The sequence below is a fragment of the Cellulosimicrobium sp. BMG9.23 genome, assembly GCF_059159985.1.
Genome location: NZ_JBZGBZ010000003.1, coordinates 154280 through 167627 on the forward strand (window position 1 = coordinate 154280; position 13348 = coordinate 167627).

Below are 13348 nucleotides of genomic sequence, written 5' to 3' on the forward strand. Positions count from 1 at the left end.
CCGGTGAGTTTCACGTCCGCATCGTTCTCACGCGTCGTGACCGTCACCCGAACGCCCGTGCGCCAAGCCCGTTGCGAACCCGGCGCCGGCAGGAACCCCGACCCCGAGCGTGACGAGCTGCGGCTCCGCCGACGTCGTCCCGCAGCACGACCCGCCCACGCTCTCGCCCTCGGCCTCCAGCGCCAGGTCGCTCGAGCAGACGCCGGTCGCGGGCAGGTCCAGCTCGACGGCGTCGGCCGCGGCCCGGTCGCCGGCCAGCGCGGCGGCGACCGAGCGCACCTGCTCGTAGCCCGTGGCGAGGAGGAACGTCGGAGCGCGGCCGTAGGACTTCATCCCGGCGAGGTAGAACCCGTCGTCAGGGTGGGACAGCACCTGCTCGCCGTGCGGCGGCACGGTGCCGCACGAGTGCTGGTTCGGGTCGATGAGCGGGGCGAGCGCGGCCGGGGCCTCGACCACCGGGTCGAGGTCGAGGCGCACCTCGCGCAGCATGTCGAGGTCGGGGCGGAAGCCAGTGGCGTTGACGATCGCGTCGACGTCCAGCTCGAGCGCGCCGTCGACGCCGGCGTGCCGAGCCGTGCCGCGCACCCGCACCGACCGCTCGCCCGGGACGAGCTCCTCGATCGACGCACGCGTGAGGAGGGTGAGGCGCCCGTCGTCGACGGCCGCCCGCAGACGCGTGCCGAGCAGACCCCGGGCGGGGAGCTCGTCGTCGGACCCGCCGCCGAACAGGCGCCGCGGCGAGCCGCCGCGGATCGCCCAGGTGACGGTCGTGCCGGGCACGTCCTCGGCGAGCTCGACCAGGCTCAGCAGGGTGTTCGCGGCGGAGTGGCCCATCCCGACGACGAGCGTGTGCCGACCGGCGAACCGGGCACGCTGTGTCCCGAGCACGTCCGGCAGAGGGCCGGTCACGAAGCTCGCCGCCTCGGCCTCACCGGCCGCCGGGAGCCCGGAGACGCCCAGCGGGTTCGACGTCGCGAAGGTGCCCGACGCGTCGATCACCGCGCGCGCCAGCACGTCCTGCACCCGCCCGTCCGGACCGAGGGTGCGCACCCGGTAGCCCTGCCGCTCGCGCCCGAGGGACCGGGTCTTGTCCGCGCCGTCGCGCGCCACCGCCAGCACGCGGGTCCCGGTGCGCAGTCGCGAGGCGATGGCCGGGATCGCGGCCAGCGGTGCGAGGTACCGCCGGACGAGGTCCGCGCCGGTCGGCAGGGTGTCCGGCTCGGGCTCCACCCAGCCCGACGGTGCGAGCAGGCGCCGGGCCGCGGCGTCGACGTCGTAGCGCCACGGCGAGAACAGCCGCACGTGGCCCCACGACGCGATCGCGGCGCCCGCCCCGTCGCCCGACTCGAGCACCAGCGGCTCCAGGCCGCGCTCCAGCAGGTGGGCCGCCGCGGCGAGCCCCACCGGACCCGCACCGATCACCACAACCGGCAGCACTGCACGATCCACGCTCATCGCCACTCCTCGTATCGACAGACGTCGATCGACGTCAGGAGACAACGTATCCACATCTTTCGATGCGTGGCAAGATGGGGCGCATGACGACCGTCGACCTCGCCCGCGAGGCGCCGACAGCACCCGCGTCCGGCGCGTGCTGCGTGCCCCTCGTCCGTGCCGCCGCGGACCCCCAGGCCGCGCGCGACCTCGCGCGGGTGTTCAAGGCGCTCGGTGACCCCACGAGGGTGCAGCTCCTGTCGATCGTCGCCGCGCACGACGGGGGAGAGGCGTGCGTGTGCGACCTCACGGCGCCCGTCGGTCTGGCGCAGCCGACCGTGAGCCACCACCTGAAGATCCTCGTCGAGGCGGGCCTGCTCTCCCGCGAGCAGCGCGGCCGCTGGGCGTACTACTCGGTGGTCCCCGGTGCTCTGACCGCGCTGGCCGCGGTGCTCACGGAGACTGCTCAGGGGTGAGCTGGGCTCACCCCTTCTCGTGCGCCGGAGGTGCTGGAGTGCAGCAGCCGTCCGCGCACCCGTCCTCGTCGTCGGTCGCGAGGAGTGCCCCGACCGGCGTGCAGCACGCGTCGCCGCGCCAGGCCTCGATACCCTCGCGCACGGCGAACGCCGCGATGACGAGGGCCGCGACGGGGTCCGCCCACGTCCAGCCGAGCGTGGAGTTCAGCACCAACCCGACGAGGAGGACCGCCGAGAGGTAGCTGCAGATCAGGGTCTGCTTCGAGTCGGCCACGGCCGACGCGGAGCCGAGCTCGCGGCCGGTGCGTCGCTCGAACCACGACAGGAACGGCATGACGGCGAGGCTCACCGCGGCGAGGGCGATGCCGACGGTGGAGTGGTCGGGCTCCGCCGCGCCGAGCAGGGTGCGCGCGGCGTCGACGGTGACGAAGGCCGCGAGGCCGAAGAACGAGACCGCGATGAGGCGCAGGGCGACGCGCTCGCGGCGGCGCGGGTCCGGGGCGGCGAACTGCCAGGCGACCGCCGCCGCCGAGAGCACCTCGACGACTGAGTCGAGCCCGAAGGCGACGAGCGCGGCCGAGGAGGCGAGGCGCCCGGCGGTGATCGCGACGACGGCCTCGACGACGTTGTAGGCGATGGTCGCGGCGACGACCCAGCGGATCCTGCGTTCGAGGACGGTCCGGCGGGCGGCCGGCAGGGGGCGGGGCCCGAGGGAGATCGACGTCATGAGCAGGTGCACCCCTCGGGCGCGCAGCACGTGGGGTCGACGGTGACGACGAGGCGCAGGAGGTCGTCGAGCGCGGGCACGAGGTGCGGGTCGGCGAGCCGGTACCACGTGCGCCGTCCGTCGGGGATCGCCTCGACGAGCCCGCAGCCGCGCAGGCACGCGAGCTGGTTCGACATGACCTGACGGGAGACGCCGAGCGCGTCGGCCAGGTCCGAAGGGTACGCCGGCGCCTCGCGCAGGGTCAGCATGATGCGCGCGCGGGTCTCGTCGGAGAGCGCGTGGCCCAGCCGGGCGAGCGCCGCGGTGTGGGTCAGGGTGACGGTCTCGGCCATGATCACGACAGTACACGGAACGCTGTATCAACAACAGGGGTCGCTCGATGCGCACGGTGTGCAACCGAGGGGTTGCGCTCACGAGGTGGTGTGTGCAACTGTGGAGTTGCACAAGTTCGAGAACCCATTCCGAGAGGAGCACGACCATGACCACGACCAACGAGCCGGCCGTCGTCGACCAGGAGACGTTCACGGTGAGCCGCACGGTGCACGTCCGCGCGTCCGTGGACCGCGTCTGGGCGGCGCTCACCCAGGAGGACCTCATCAGCGAGTGGTTCGGGCAGCGGGCGTCGCTGCCGGACCTGCGCGTCGGCGGGGAGGGCGTCTTCGGCTGGGACGGCGAGACCGACGCGCCCGTCCGCATCGAGGAGTACGACGAGCCGTCCGTCTTCGCGCTGCGCTGGAGCGCTCCTGCCGGTGAGCCGCTGACCGAGGAGAACTCCACCGTTGCGCGCTTCACGCTCGAGCCCGACGGCGGCTCGACCGTCCTCACCGTCGTCGAGACCGGGTTCGAGCACCTGGCCGACACCCGCGCCGCGCTCGAGGACCACCGCCAGGGCTGGACGAGCGAGCTCGACGAGCTCGTCGAGCTGCTCGAGCTGCCGGACGGGGCGACCGTCCCCCCGTCGGGCGCGTCGGCGTGAGCGACCTGTCCGCGGGGGAGACGCTGACGCCCGTCTTCGCCGCCCTCGCCGACGACACGCGCTGGCGCATCCTCACCGAGCTGGGCGGCGCCGAGCTCTCGGCGTCGGCGCTCGCGGAGCGCCTGCCCGTGAGCCGGCAGGCCATCGCGAAGCACCTCGCGGTGCTCGCGGACGCCGGCCTCGTCGAGGCGTCGCGCGCGGGTCGCGAGATCCGGTACCGCGCGCTGGGGGCACGACTCTCCGAGACCGCGCGTGCCCTCGACGCCATCGGCGCCGGGTGGGACCGCCGCCTCGCAGCGATCCGGCGCATCGCGGAGTCGCCGTCGTCGTCCTGACGGGTTCCCGAGATCGACCCGTCCGTCCCGAGATCGACCCTCAGAGGGTCGACCTCGGGACGGGCGGGTCGATCTCGCGCTCACGGCACGCGCTGCGTCGGGTCAGACGTCGAGCGGTCCGCGGACGACGGAGTCGCCCGAGTGGGCCGGGTCGCCGTCGAAGTGCTCCTCCGAGACGTCGACCACCGGGAACGCCGCGAGGTCGAGGCCCGCGGGGAGGTCGAACCGCCCCTCCGAACCCTCCAGCACCCCGAGGCTCACGAGCCCGCTGACGTCCTCCGCGAGCAGCCACACCTCGCGGAACGTGCCGTCGGGCGCGGGGGCGTCGAGCGAGACGACGACCTGGCGCCGACCGTCGGACGTCTCCTCGACCCGTGCCTCGCCGCTCGCGTCGTCCCAGCCGGGCAGCGGGGCGAGGTCGGCCGTCGCGACGGTCGTCTCCGCGGGCGTGAGCTCACGCCGCTCCCACCAGACGCCGCCCGCGACGCCGACGACGAGCGCGAGGCACGCGGCAGCGGCGACCGGCAGCCACGCACGGCGCCGCCTTCCGGCGATCGGCGTCACGGTCGCGACGCCGGGACCCGCCGGGTCGAGGTCGGTCGAGGACGACGAAGAACCCAGCCCGAGCTCCGCGTGGATGCGGTCCCAGACGTCCGGGCCGGGCGCGACGAGCTCGGGACCGCCGTCCCGCGCGTCGTCGACCACCGTCCGGAGCCCGTCGACCTCGGTGGCGCAGTCCGGGCACGTGTCGAGGTGGGCGCGCGCGGCGTCGTCGAGCACGTCCTCCCCGAGCGCGAGGAGCGCGAGGGTCTCGTCATCGATGTGCTGCACCGTCCACCTCCAATCGGTCGCGCAGCCGGATCAGGCTCCGTCGTACGTGGCTCTTGACCGTACCGAGCGGCAGGTCGAGCTCCTCGGCGATCTGCACGTGCGTCAGGTCACGGAAGAACGCGAGCTCCAGGATCGTCCGCCCCGGGTCTCCGAGCCGTCTCAGCTCGTCGGCGACGAGCACCCGGTCGGCGACCTGGCGCACGTCGTCGTCCGTCACCTCAGGGTTCGGAGCCGACGCCGCGACGGCTTGCTCTGAGCGCCGGACCCGGGAGCGCGCCTCGTGCGCGTCGGCGACGCTGTGCCGCGTGATGCCGACGATCCACGCGGGGAGCCGCGCGCGGTCCGGGTCGAACCGGTGCCTCCCGCGCCACGCCCCGACGAAGACCTGCTGCGTCACGTCCTCGGCGTCGGCCCGGTTCCCGAGCGACCGCAGGGCGATGGTGTGCACGAGCGTCGACCAGCGGCGGTACGCCTCCGCGAGCGCCTCCTCGTCACCGCCGGCGAAGCGTCGGCCGAGGAGGGCGACGTCGGCGTCGTCGACCGCGGTGTCGGGGGAGCTCAGCTCGGGTCCTCCGTGCTTCGGGGCCGTCTTCGTCGTCGCCGGCCGTGTGCGCGTGGGGCGATCGTAGCCCGTCACGCACCGCCCGTCCGCTCTGCGGTGACGACCACGTTCTCGGTGTACGACCGCCGCTCCCGGTCCCACTCGCCCCCGCACGTGACGAGGACGAGCCGAGGAGGGCCGCCGCGGTCGAAGACCGTGTCGATCGGGAGGTCTGCCTTCGCGATGTCCTCCACGTCGGTCACTGTGTAGGTGTAGGTGGTGCCCGCCGCGTCGACGACGTCGACGGTCGTGCCGGCCGCGACGTCGGGCAGCCGGGCGAACGGTCCTGCTCCGTCGAGGTCGTCGACGTGCGCGGCGACGACGACGGCCCCCGCGGTGCTCGACGGCCCCGGCCCGAACCGGTACCACGCCGCCGAGCGCGCGTCGTCGGGCAGGGCCATCTGGCCTCCGCCGTCGACGCCCGCCGGCACCACGGCCATGTCCAGGTCGATTGACGGCACGACGACCCGCGTGGCCGCCGGTGGCGCCTCCGCCGGTCGGTCCCGTGCGGGACGGACGGGGACGTCGGGCACGGGGCCCGACGTCGCCGCGTCCGTCCCGCCGGTGCCCCCACCCGGGGCGGTCCGGGCGGGGGCGCCCGCCGCCGGGACGTGACCTCCGGCGGCGGGCTGGTCGGCAGGCGCAGGGGTACACCCACCGACGAGGAGGACGACGCTTGTCACGAGGAGAGCGAGCGTCGTCGCGTGCCGGGACGTCATGCCGAGCGGTGCCCGCGCGTCGTCCGGTCGGTCGCGGCCACGTGCTGCTCGCGCCATGCCCGCGTGCCCATGACGGCCGCCGCGACGAGCAGCAGGCCGAAGAGGCTCGCGCCGAACGCGATGGCGACGGTGGTGAAGACGGAGGACGTCGACGCCTCCGCCGCGAGCCCGGACTGCCCGCCCGGGACGCCGGAAGGCGCGGAGTGCAGGCCCTCGACGGTCTGCGTGGCGAGGGCGAGGTTGCCCGCCTCGAGGCTGCCCCACGCGTAGGCGATGGTGTTGACGCCTTCGGCGACGGTGACGTCGACCGGGCCGAGCACCGGCTCGGTGGTCCCGGCCGCGGCGACGGCCGCGGACACGGTGCTCGCCGGGAGGTTCAGCACGGACTCGTCGGGGTTCTCCAGACCGGACACCACGGCGGTTCCGCCCGCGAGGACATCGACGGCGGGTGCGGCCGCGACGTGCCGGACCGTGAGCCGGCCCTCGCCCGCGGCGGTCGGGGACGTGTCGTTGGTGAAGAGGGTCGCGGTCGGCTGGCCCGCCGCGTCGAGGTGCGCGGCCGCGGTGTAGTTCCCGCCGGCTTCGAGCGGCAGGTCGATCGGCCCGATGACGGGCGCGCTCGTGTCGGTCGCGTCCGGGGCGGTGATGGCGACGCTGTACGTCCCGGCGGGCAGGTCGAGCGGCCCGGCGAGGTCGCCCGGCTGGAAGTCGTCGAGGGTGAGCTCGTCGTTCACCCAGACGTCGACGGGCGTGTCCGGGACGCCGTGCAGGACGGAGAGGCTGGCGTTCTCGGCGGTGTCGGCCGAGGCCGGAGCGGCGAACGCGCCGAGGGCGACGAGTCCGACGGCGCCCGCGAGCGCGGCGCTGCGTCGTGCGGTGCGGTGCATGGTGTCCTCCAGGTGACGGCCCGGCGCTGCTGCCGGGCGCGAGTGCTGCTGACACCACTACTTCCCCTGGGAGGTCGGGTTCGGATGCACCGGTCGTGGACCGGATGTCGCCGTGGCCACCAGCTGGTCCGTGGCGTCGGCCGCGCGCGCCCGCACCGGGCGCCAGGTCGAGACGAGGGCGAGCGCGAGCAGGACCACCGCGAGGTCGCCCCCGTAGTACATGAGCTCCGCTCCCGTCTGCCGGTCCGCGGCTGGGCCGGGCACGGCGACGAACGCCCCGGCGTACAGGAGCTGGGCGAGCACGGCGTGCGCGGCGATCGCGACGCCGAGCACGACGAGCCGGGCCGGGACCGACGGCCGGTGCGGGGCCGGGTCCGGGCCCGCGAGCGCGGAGGCGAACAGGTAGCCCGCGGCCAGGAAGTGCACGTGGAGGAGGTGGTGCAGCGCCGGGTCCTGCGTCGTCGCGACGTAGAGCGGGGTCAGGTAGAGCGCGTACAGGGTGCCGACGCTGAGCAGCAGGGCCGTCACCGGGTGGGTGAGGACCTGCACGGGACGACGGCGCAGCAGCCGCCCGACGCGGCGCCCGGTCCGCGGGCCGACGGACCGCAGGAGGAGCGTCACCGGAGCGCCGAGCACGAGGGCGAGCGGGGCGTACATGCCGACGACGAGGTGCCGGTACGCGTGGTCCGCGAACGAGCCCGAGGGCAGCGGCGACAGCGCCGGCACGAGGGCGGCCGCGAGCAGCGCCACGCCACCGAGGAAGCTCGCGGTACGCCACGGGTTCCAGCCGCGCGGGTCCCCGTGCTGACGCAGCGCGAGCACGAGGTACACCCACGCGACGAGCCCCAGCCCGACGAGCACGAGCAACGACTCGCCGTCGAGTCCCGTCGCACCGGCCGCCGCACCACCCCCGTGGTCGCCGTGGCTCGTCACGGCTCGACCGGACGGCCCGAACGCTGCAGCAGCCAGCCCCCGAGCACCAGCAGGGCACCGAGGACGAGGAACGCGACGTCGGCCGGCGTCTGGTACCGACCGCTGACGACATGGTGGATGGCGAGGAGATGGTGGTCGATCACGCCCTCGACGAGGTTGAACAGCCCCCAGCCGACGAGCATCCAGCCCCACAGCGTGCGTGAGGTCCAAACGCGCCCGCGCGCCTCGGTGACGCGCGAGTAGAGCAGGCCCAGACCGACGAGCACGGCGACCCACGTCACGGTGTGGAACAGCCCGTCCCAGAGGGTGTTCATCTGGAGGCCGTGGACGGTCGTCGGCGGGTAGCTGCCGACGTCGATGTTCGCGGTGCCCGCGCTCGACAGCATGTGGTGCCACTGCAGGATCTGGTGCAGGAGGATGCCGTCGACGAAGCCGCCGAGCCCGACGCCCAGCACGATGCCGGGGAGAGCGAGGCTGGGTGGGTCGGCGGTCGTGCGGCCGGCGGGTTGGACGCTCGTGCTGGTGCTCATGGCGATCCTCCTCGGAGGAGGGGCACGGGGCTTCTTCCCGTGGACGAGCCACGCTACGCGGGCCGCCCGGACCCGCCAGACGAGACCACTGGTGGGCGAAGCTCCCGGCCGGTGAGGCCCACACGATCGGGACCGCGCAACCGGTCAGGAATCGAGAAGCGTGCGCCGTCCTGCCGCTCCTACGGTTCCATACATGGACACCACGTACCGCACCGCCATCGACCACGTCACCCTCGAGGTGACCGGCACCGCCTCCGCAGAGGCCTTCTACGACAAGGCCTTCGGGCTCGGCGACACCGTCCGCGTCCGGGAGTCGGACGCACCGACGTCCGGCTTCCGCGGCTTCGCCCTGTCGCTCGTGGTCGGGCAGCCGAGCACCGTCGACAGCCTGGTCGGCACGGCGCTCGACGCCGGGGCGACCGTGCTCAAGCCGGTGGTGAAGAGCTTCTGGGGCTACGGCGGTGTCGTCCGCGCGCCTGACGGCACGATCTGGAAGGTCGCGTCGACGGCGAAGAAGGACAGCGGCCCGGCCACGCGTGAGGTCGACGACGTCGTCCTGCTGCTCGGCGTGCAGGACGTCAGGGCGACCAGGCAGTTCTACGTCGACCACGGCCTCGCGGTGGGCAAGAGCTTCGGGAGCAGGTACGTCGAGCTCGACACGCCCGGGTCGGCCCTCAAGCTGGCGCTCTACCCGCGCCGCGCGGCGGCGAAGGACGCCGGCGTGGACGCCGACGGGTCCGGCTCGCACCGGCTGGTCGTCCACGGCGACACCGGGACCTTCACCGACCCGGACGGGTTCCGCTGGGTGTCCGGACCGCGCTGATCCGTCGACCTGACGGCGTTCGTCTACCGCGACGAGCGGAGGGCGATGTCGATCCATGAGGAGAGCTGTGCGTCGTCGGCGATCGACTCCCGCCGGACGTGGAGCCAGCCGGGACCCATGTCCCGGCCGGTGCCCATCTCGGCCGCGCCGGCGCCCGGGCGGGCGAGCACCTCGTCCCGCCGCGCCGGGTCGATGCGGAGGAGCAGATCGCCGTCGCGCCCCGCGGCCAGGAGCAGCGCGCCGTCCACCATGAAGGAGATGCCCCCGAACATCGGCACCTCGCGCAGCGTCCGCCCGGCCGGGAGCGCGGCGCGGAGACGGGCGGCCAACGTCTCTCGACCCGTCGCCACGGTGACCGGCCCTGCTAGGCCGGGCTCGGGGCGAAGGACAGGCGGTCGAACACGAGCACGTTGTCGACGACGACCCCCTCCCGGACCGTGAAGAGCTCGGCGGCGGGCGCCGTGCTGGTCACGGCCGTGCGCGGGTGGTAGAAGAGGGCGACGCGGTCGCCGTCGGCGAAGCTCGTCACCTCGCTCAGGCCGGTCAGGGCGGGGGCGAAGCCCGCCAGGTAGCCGCGATAGGCGTCCTTGCCCGCCAGGTCCTCCCCGGGCGCGTGGCACACGACGTCGTCGGACACGAGGGTCATGGCACGGTCGATGTCGCCGCTGGTCCACGCCCGGTGGAAGTCGAGGACGGTGTCCGCAGCGGTCGGTCGTGAAGTCGTCGTCATGGTGCGCTCCATTCTTGTCGGTGTGCTCGGTCAGGTCGTGTCCGGGGCGGGCGCCCAGTCGTCGTGACCGGGGTCCCCTCCGGGTGCGGCGAGCCGCAGGCGCGGCAGGAAGTGCGACCACCCGTCGGCATGACCGTCCAGCTGGGCGTCGGGCAGTCCCGAGTGCCTCAGGTCGACGCGCGTCCCGTCCGCGGTGGGCGTGAGCCTGAACTCGACCGTCGAGGCGCCCGGCGGCAGGTCCGGGCTGCCGGCCACGCCCCAGGAGACGACCACGCGGCGCGGCCGCTCGACGACCAGGTACTCCCCGCGGACCGCGTGCCCGGCGATGTCGACGGCGAAGCCGCCGCCGGGACGCGCGTCGAGCGTGGCGTGCTGACCCATCCAGGCGGTCATGCCGGCGTCGGTCACGAGGTGGTCGAAGACGACCCCCGGCGCAGCCGCGATCTCGACCGACGTCTCGTACTCAGCCAACGCCGCCACCCTCCCCGGTCTCGATCGCGGACTTGAGCGCCGCGAGCCTCGCCGGCCAGAACTCGTCCAGGTACGCGCGCACGGCGGCGAGCCCGTCGGTGCTCACCGTGAAGAGGTGCCGCGTGCCGTCGCGGGTGCTGCTGGCGAGCGACGCCGCACGGAGCACGCCGAGGTGGTGGGACGTCGTCTGCTGGGACAGCCCGACCTTCTCGGCGATCTGGCCGACCGGCATCGGCCCGGAGCGGACCGCGGCCAGGATGGCTCGGCGGTTCGGGTCCGCGAGCGCGCGCAGTGCCTGGTCGAGATCGGGTGCTGGTTCGGCGACCATGGGGCTCCTTCGAGAGAGACGTCGCCACCTTAACACAAATACGTGCTTGTACTCATGAATCTGGGTGGTGGCCCCTCGCGGCACCCGAGCATGGCGCCGCTAGGGTGGACCGATGGCATCGACGAGGCAGGTCAAGCAGGTGCAGGTCACCTTCGACTGCGCGGAGCCCGAGCGCCTCGCGCACTTCTGGTGCGAGGTGCTGGGGTACGTCGTGCCGCCGCCGCCCGAGGGTTTCGTCACGTGGGACGACTACAACGCCTCGCTCCCGCCGGAGGACCGGGACTCGGGGTTCTTCTGCAGCGATCCCACCGGCGCGGGCCCGCGGCTGTACTTCCAGCGCGTCCCCGAGGGCAAGGTCGTCAAGAACCGGGTGCACCTCGACGTGCGCGCCGGCACCGGGCTCGAGGGCGAGGAGCGACTCGCCACGCTCGAGGCAGAGTGCGCACGGCTGGTCGCGCTCGGTGCGGTGCACGTCCGCACGATGTTCGCCGACGGCGAGGAGGAGTCGTGCATCGTCATGCAGGACGTCGAGGGCAACGAGTTCTGCCTCGACTGAGTCGGGGTGTCGGCGGCCTGTAGCACCATCGGGGCATGCCGCCGAAGAAGCCCGCGACCGAGCCGCCGGTGCTGGACCCCGTCGTCCTCGCCGACCTGACGCCCGGAGACCGCTACGACCTCGAGGACGAGGCCGACCTCGAGGGGTTCGGGTTCGTCGACCTCGAGCTCGACGAGCTGTCGCTGACCCATGCGAGCCTGTTCGGGTCGCGGCTGGAGGGCGTGCGCGCCGACCAGGCCGAGCTGCGCGCGGCGACCCTCACCGAGGTCGTGCTCGAGCGCGTCGACGTGCCGGTGCTGCGCGGGGTCCGCAGCCGGTGGCGCGACGTCGAGGTGCGCGGGGCGCGCATCGGGTCGGCCGAGCTGTACGAGTCGACGTGGGAGGGCGTCCACCTCGTGGGGTGCAAGCTCGGCTTCGTCAACCTGCGCGGCACGGTGCTGCACGACGTCAGGTTCACGGACTGCACGATCGACGAGCTCGACCTCGTGCAGGCGAATGCCACGCGGGTCTCCTTCACGGACACCCGAGTGCGGCGCCTCGACGTGCAGTCGTCGACGCTCGCCCACGTGGACCTGCGCGGGGCGGAGCTGCACGACCTCGCCGGCGTCGGCTCGTTGCGCGGCGTGACGATCAGTGCGCCGCAGCTCGCGCAGCTCGCCGACCTCCTCGCGCGCGACCTCGGCATCACCGTCGCGGACTGAGCACCGCGTTTCATCCTCGCGCAACGGGCATGGTCGCGGGAGCATGGGCACGCACGACGATCGGGAGGAGCAGCGTGGCCACGAGCGGTGACCTCGGCACGGTGGGTGTCGTCGGCGGGGGGATCGTCGGCCTCGCCGTGGCGCGCGAGGTGATCCGACGACGGCCCGGGACGCGCGTCGTCGTGCTCGAGAAGGAGGACCGGCTCGGGGCGCACCAGACCGGCCACAACTCCGGCGTCGTGCACGCGGGCATCTACTACCGCCCGGGGAGCCTCAAGGCGTTGCTGTGCACGCGCGGGCGCGACCTGCTGCGCGACTACTGCGCCGAGCACGACGTGCCGTACGTCGAGTGCGGCAAGCTCGTCGTCGCCGTCGACCCGTCCGAGGCCGGGCGCTTCGACGCCCTCGAGCGGACCGCGACCGAGAACGGCGTGCCCGGCCTGCGGCGGCTCGACGGTCGCGAGATCGCCGAGGTGGAGCCGCACGCGGCCGGCATCGCGGCACTGCACTCGCCCCGCACCGCGATCACGGACTACGTGGCCGTGTGCCGGGCGCTCGGCGCGGAGATCGCCGCCGCGGGTGGCGAGGTCCGGCTGTCGACACCAGTCACCGGCGTCGTCCGGCGCGGCGGACGGGTCCACGTGGTGACCGGAGACGATCAGGTCACGGTCGACGAGCTCGTGCTGTGCGGTGGGCTCCAGTCGGACCGCCTCGGCGCGCTCGTGGGCGGCGAGGCTTCGCCGCGCATCGTGCCGTTCCGTGGCGAGTACATGACGGTGCGCACCGACAAGCGTGAGCTCGTGCGTGGCATGGTCTACCCCGTGCCCGACCCCAGGTACCCGTTCCTCGGCATCCACTTCACGCGCCGCGTGGGGGGCGGGCTGGAGGTCGGGCCGAACGCCGTCCTGTCCCTGGACCGCGAGGGCTACGGGCGGTTCGCGCTCTCCCCGCGCGACGTCGCGGGGATCGCCTCGTGGCCGGGGGCGTGGCACATGGCCCGCACGCACTGGCGGACGGGCGCGCGCGAGCTGCTCGGGTCTCTGTCCGTGCGGGCGTACATGCGCGCCGCGCAGCGGTACGTCCCCGCGATCGGTGCCGCGGACGTGCGGCGTGCGGGCGTCGGCATCCGCGCCCAGGCCGTGGAGCGCGACGGCACGCTCGTCGACGACTTCCGCATCGACCGGGCCGACGGCGTCACGAGCGTCCGCAACGCGCCGTCGCCCGCCGCGACCTCGAGCCTCGCGATCGCCGAGCACGTCGTGGACACGATGCTGGCGTCTCGCTGACGGA

20 protein-coding genes are annotated in these 13348 nt (G+C 73.9%); 7 read left to right on the top strand and 13 right to left on the bottom strand.

From position 1 onward, the window contains the following. Positions 1–27: 27 nt before the first annotated feature. Positions 28–1455 carry an FAD-dependent oxidoreductase gene (locus AC4H2G_RS05035; protein ID WP_494364655.1) on the bottom strand — a complete coding sequence of 476 codons (1428 nt, stop codon included), beginning with the start codon at positions 1453–1455 and terminating at the stop codon, positions 28–30. A gap of 62 nt (positions 1456–1517) precedes the next feature. On the opposite strand from AC4H2G_RS05035, the gene AC4H2G_RS05040 reads away from it, so the two are divergent. Further along, positions 1518–1910 carry an ArsR/SmtB family transcription factor gene (locus AC4H2G_RS05040; RefSeq protein WP_494364656.1) on the top strand — a complete coding sequence of 131 codons (393 nt, stop codon included), beginning with the start codon at positions 1518–1520 and terminating at the stop codon, positions 1908–1910. 7 nt (positions 1911–1917) lie between these two features. Here the strand turns inward: AC4H2G_RS05040 and AC4H2G_RS05045 are convergent, their stop codons facing one another. Then, positions 1918–2637 (bottom strand): cation diffusion facilitator family transporter, encoded by a 720-nt coding sequence (locus tag AC4H2G_RS05045; RefSeq protein ID WP_494364657.1) that lies wholly within the window; start codon positions 2635–2637, stop codon positions 1918–1920. Next, a complete protein-coding gene (locus AC4H2G_RS05050; RefSeq protein ID WP_251152887.1) occupies positions 2634–2969 on the bottom strand; it encodes an ArsR/SmtB family transcription factor in 336 nt (111 codons plus the stop codon). Before AC4H2G_RS05050 ends, AC4H2G_RS05045 begins: the two co-directional genes overlap by 4 nt. A gap of 146 nt (positions 2970–3115) precedes the next feature. Between AC4H2G_RS05050 and AC4H2G_RS05055 the strand changes: the two genes are divergently transcribed. Further along, positions 3116–3613: an SRPBCC domain-containing protein gene (locus AC4H2G_RS05055; protein WP_494364658.1), complete on the top strand. Its 498-nt coding sequence runs from the start codon at positions 3116–3118 to the stop codon at positions 3611–3613. After that, on the top strand, positions 3610–3948 hold the full coding sequence (locus tag AC4H2G_RS05060) for an ArsR/SmtB family transcription factor (RefSeq protein ID WP_494364659.1): 339 nt from the start codon (positions 3610–3612) through the stop codon (positions 3946–3948). The genes AC4H2G_RS05055 and AC4H2G_RS05060 overlap by 4 nt, the downstream gene beginning before the upstream one ends. Positions 3949–4050: 102 nt before the next feature. Here the strand turns inward: AC4H2G_RS05060 and AC4H2G_RS05065 are convergent, their stop codons facing one another. The 6 genes from AC4H2G_RS05065 to AC4H2G_RS05090 all read right to left on the bottom strand — a co-directional run bounded on the left by AC4H2G_RS05065 (position 4051) and on the right by AC4H2G_RS05090 (position 8449). Beyond that, positions 4051–4779 carry an anti-sigma factor domain-containing protein gene (locus AC4H2G_RS05065; RefSeq protein WP_494364660.1) on the bottom strand — a complete coding sequence of 243 codons (729 nt, stop codon included), beginning with the start codon at positions 4777–4779 and terminating at the stop codon, positions 4051–4053. Further along, positions 4763–5341, bottom strand: a complete 579-nt coding sequence (locus tag AC4H2G_RS05070) for an RNA polymerase sigma factor (RefSeq protein ID WP_494364966.1) — start codon at positions 5339–5341, stop codon at positions 4763–4765. Before AC4H2G_RS05070 ends, AC4H2G_RS05065 begins: the two co-directional genes overlap by 17 nt. 71 nt (positions 5342–5412) lie before the next feature. Then, positions 5413–6099, bottom strand: a complete 687-nt coding sequence (locus tag AC4H2G_RS05075; protein ID WP_494364661.1) for a class F sortase — start codon at positions 6097–6099, stop codon at positions 5413–5415. Beyond that, entirely contained in the window at positions 6096–6986 is an 891-nt protein-coding gene (locus AC4H2G_RS05080; RefSeq protein WP_494364662.1) for a DUF4397 domain-containing protein, read from the bottom strand. The genes AC4H2G_RS05075 and AC4H2G_RS05080 overlap by 4 nt, the downstream gene beginning before the upstream one ends. 57 nt (positions 6987–7043) lie before the next feature. Continuing rightward, on the bottom strand, positions 7044–7919 hold the full coding sequence (locus AC4H2G_RS05085) for a cytochrome c oxidase assembly protein (protein WP_494364663.1): 876 nt from the start codon (positions 7917–7919) through the stop codon (positions 7044–7046). Continuing rightward, positions 7916–8449: a DUF2243 domain-containing protein gene (locus AC4H2G_RS05090; RefSeq protein WP_494364664.1), complete on the bottom strand. Its 534-nt coding sequence runs from the start codon at positions 8447–8449 to the stop codon at positions 7916–7918. The genes AC4H2G_RS05085 and AC4H2G_RS05090 overlap by 4 nt, the downstream gene beginning before the upstream one ends. Positions 8450–8642: 193 nt before the next feature. On the opposite strand from AC4H2G_RS05090, the gene AC4H2G_RS05095 reads away from it, so the two are divergent. Next, positions 8643–9272, top strand: a complete 630-nt coding sequence (locus AC4H2G_RS05095) for a glyoxalase (protein WP_494364665.1) — start codon at positions 8643–8645, stop codon at positions 9270–9272. Positions 9273–9295: 23 nt separating this feature from the next. Here AC4H2G_RS05095 and AC4H2G_RS05100 read toward each other — a convergent pair whose 3' ends face one another. The 4 genes from AC4H2G_RS05100 to AC4H2G_RS05115 are packed head-to-tail and all read right to left on the bottom strand — an operon-like array spanning position 9296 to position 10801. After that, complete coding sequence (locus AC4H2G_RS05100; RefSeq protein ID WP_494364666.1) at positions 9296–9601, bottom strand: TfoX/Sxy family protein; 306 nt, start codon at positions 9599–9601, stop codon at positions 9296–9298. Between the two features lie 35 nt (positions 9602–9636). Next, entirely contained in the window at positions 9637–10002 is a 366-nt protein-coding gene (locus AC4H2G_RS05105; protein WP_494364667.1) for a nuclear transport factor 2 family protein, read from the bottom strand. A gap of 30 nt (positions 10003–10032) precedes the next feature. Continuing rightward, positions 10033–10473 carry an SRPBCC family protein gene (locus AC4H2G_RS05110; RefSeq protein ID WP_494364668.1) on the bottom strand — a complete coding sequence of 147 codons (441 nt, stop codon included), beginning with the start codon at positions 10471–10473 and terminating at the stop codon, positions 10033–10035. Further along, positions 10466–10801, bottom strand: coding sequence for an ArsR/SmtB family transcription factor (locus tag AC4H2G_RS05115; protein WP_494364669.1), 336 nt, complete (start codon positions 10799–10801; stop codon positions 10466–10468). The genes AC4H2G_RS05110 and AC4H2G_RS05115 overlap by 8 nt, the downstream gene beginning before the upstream one ends. Before the next feature lie 112 nt (positions 10802–10913). Here AC4H2G_RS05115 and AC4H2G_RS05120 point away from each other — a divergent pair, with 112 nt between their 5' ends. The 3 genes from AC4H2G_RS05120 (at position 10914) to lhgO (ending at position 13344) form a co-directional block, all read left to right on the top strand. Beyond that, complete coding sequence (locus AC4H2G_RS05120; RefSeq protein ID WP_494364670.1) at positions 10914–11357, top strand: VOC family protein; 444 nt, start codon at positions 10914–10916, stop codon at positions 11355–11357. 35 nt (positions 11358–11392) lie between these two features. Beyond that, complete coding sequence (locus AC4H2G_RS05125; RefSeq protein ID WP_494364671.1) at positions 11393–12058, top strand: pentapeptide repeat-containing protein; 666 nt, start codon at positions 11393–11395, stop codon at positions 12056–12058. A 74-nt stretch (positions 12059–12132) separates the two neighbouring features. Continuing rightward, positions 12133–13344, top strand: a complete 1212-nt coding sequence (gene lhgO / locus AC4H2G_RS05130) for an L-2-hydroxyglutarate oxidase (protein WP_494364672.1) — start codon at positions 12133–12135, stop codon at positions 13342–13344. Positions 13345–13348 lie beyond the last annotated feature (4 nt).

What these genes read in the sequence shown, in the direction of transcription:
- AC4H2G_RS05120 (WP_494364670.1), top strand. Translation starts at nt 10,914, where the DNA reads ATGGCATCGACGAGGCAGGTCAAGCAGGTGCAGGTCACCTTCGACTGC.
- AC4H2G_RS05040 (WP_494364656.1), top strand. Translation starts at nt 1,518, where the DNA reads ATGCGTGGCAAGATGGGGCGCATGACGACCGTCGACCTCGCCCGCGAG.
- AC4H2G_RS05050 (WP_251152887.1), bottom strand. Translation starts at nt 2,969, where the DNA reads ATGGCCGAGACCGTCACCCTGACCCACACCGCGGCGCTCGCCCGGCTG.
- AC4H2G_RS05075 (WP_494364661.1), bottom strand. Translation starts at nt 6,099, where the DNA reads ATGACGTCCCGGCACGCGACGACGCTCGCTCTCCTCGTGACAAGCGTC.
- AC4H2G_RS05090 (WP_494364664.1), bottom strand. Translation starts at nt 8,449, where the DNA reads ATGAGCACCAGCACGAGCGTCCAACCCGCCGGCCGCACGACCGCCGAC.
- AC4H2G_RS05055 (WP_494364658.1), top strand. Translation starts at nt 3,116, where the DNA reads ATGACCACGACCAACGAGCCGGCCGTCGTCGACCAGGAGACGTTCACG.
- AC4H2G_RS05045 (WP_494364657.1), bottom strand. Translation starts at nt 2,637, where the DNA reads ATGACGTCGATCTCCCTCGGGCCCCGCCCCCTGCCGGCCGCCCGCCGG.
- AC4H2G_RS05080 (WP_494364662.1), bottom strand. Translation starts at nt 6,986, where the DNA reads ATGCACCGCACCGCACGACGCAGCGCCGCGCTCGCGGGCGCCGTCGGA.
- AC4H2G_RS05035 (WP_494364655.1), bottom strand. Translation starts at nt 1,455, where the DNA reads ATGAGCGTGGATCGTGCAGTGCTGCCGGTTGTGGTGATCGGTGCGGGT.
- AC4H2G_RS05125 (WP_494364671.1), top strand. Translation starts at nt 11,393, where the DNA reads ATGCCGCCGAAGAAGCCCGCGACCGAGCCGCCGGTGCTGGACCCCGTC.
- AC4H2G_RS05105 (WP_494364667.1), bottom strand. Translation starts at nt 10,002, where the DNA reads ATGACGACGACTTCACGACCGACCGCTGCGGACACCGTCCTCGACTTC.
- AC4H2G_RS05095 (WP_494364665.1), top strand. Translation starts at nt 8,643, where the DNA reads ATGGACACCACGTACCGCACCGCCATCGACCACGTCACCCTCGAGGTG.
- AC4H2G_RS05115 (WP_494364669.1), bottom strand. Translation starts at nt 10,801, where the DNA reads ATGGTCGCCGAACCAGCACCCGATCTCGACCAGGCACTGCGCGCGCTC.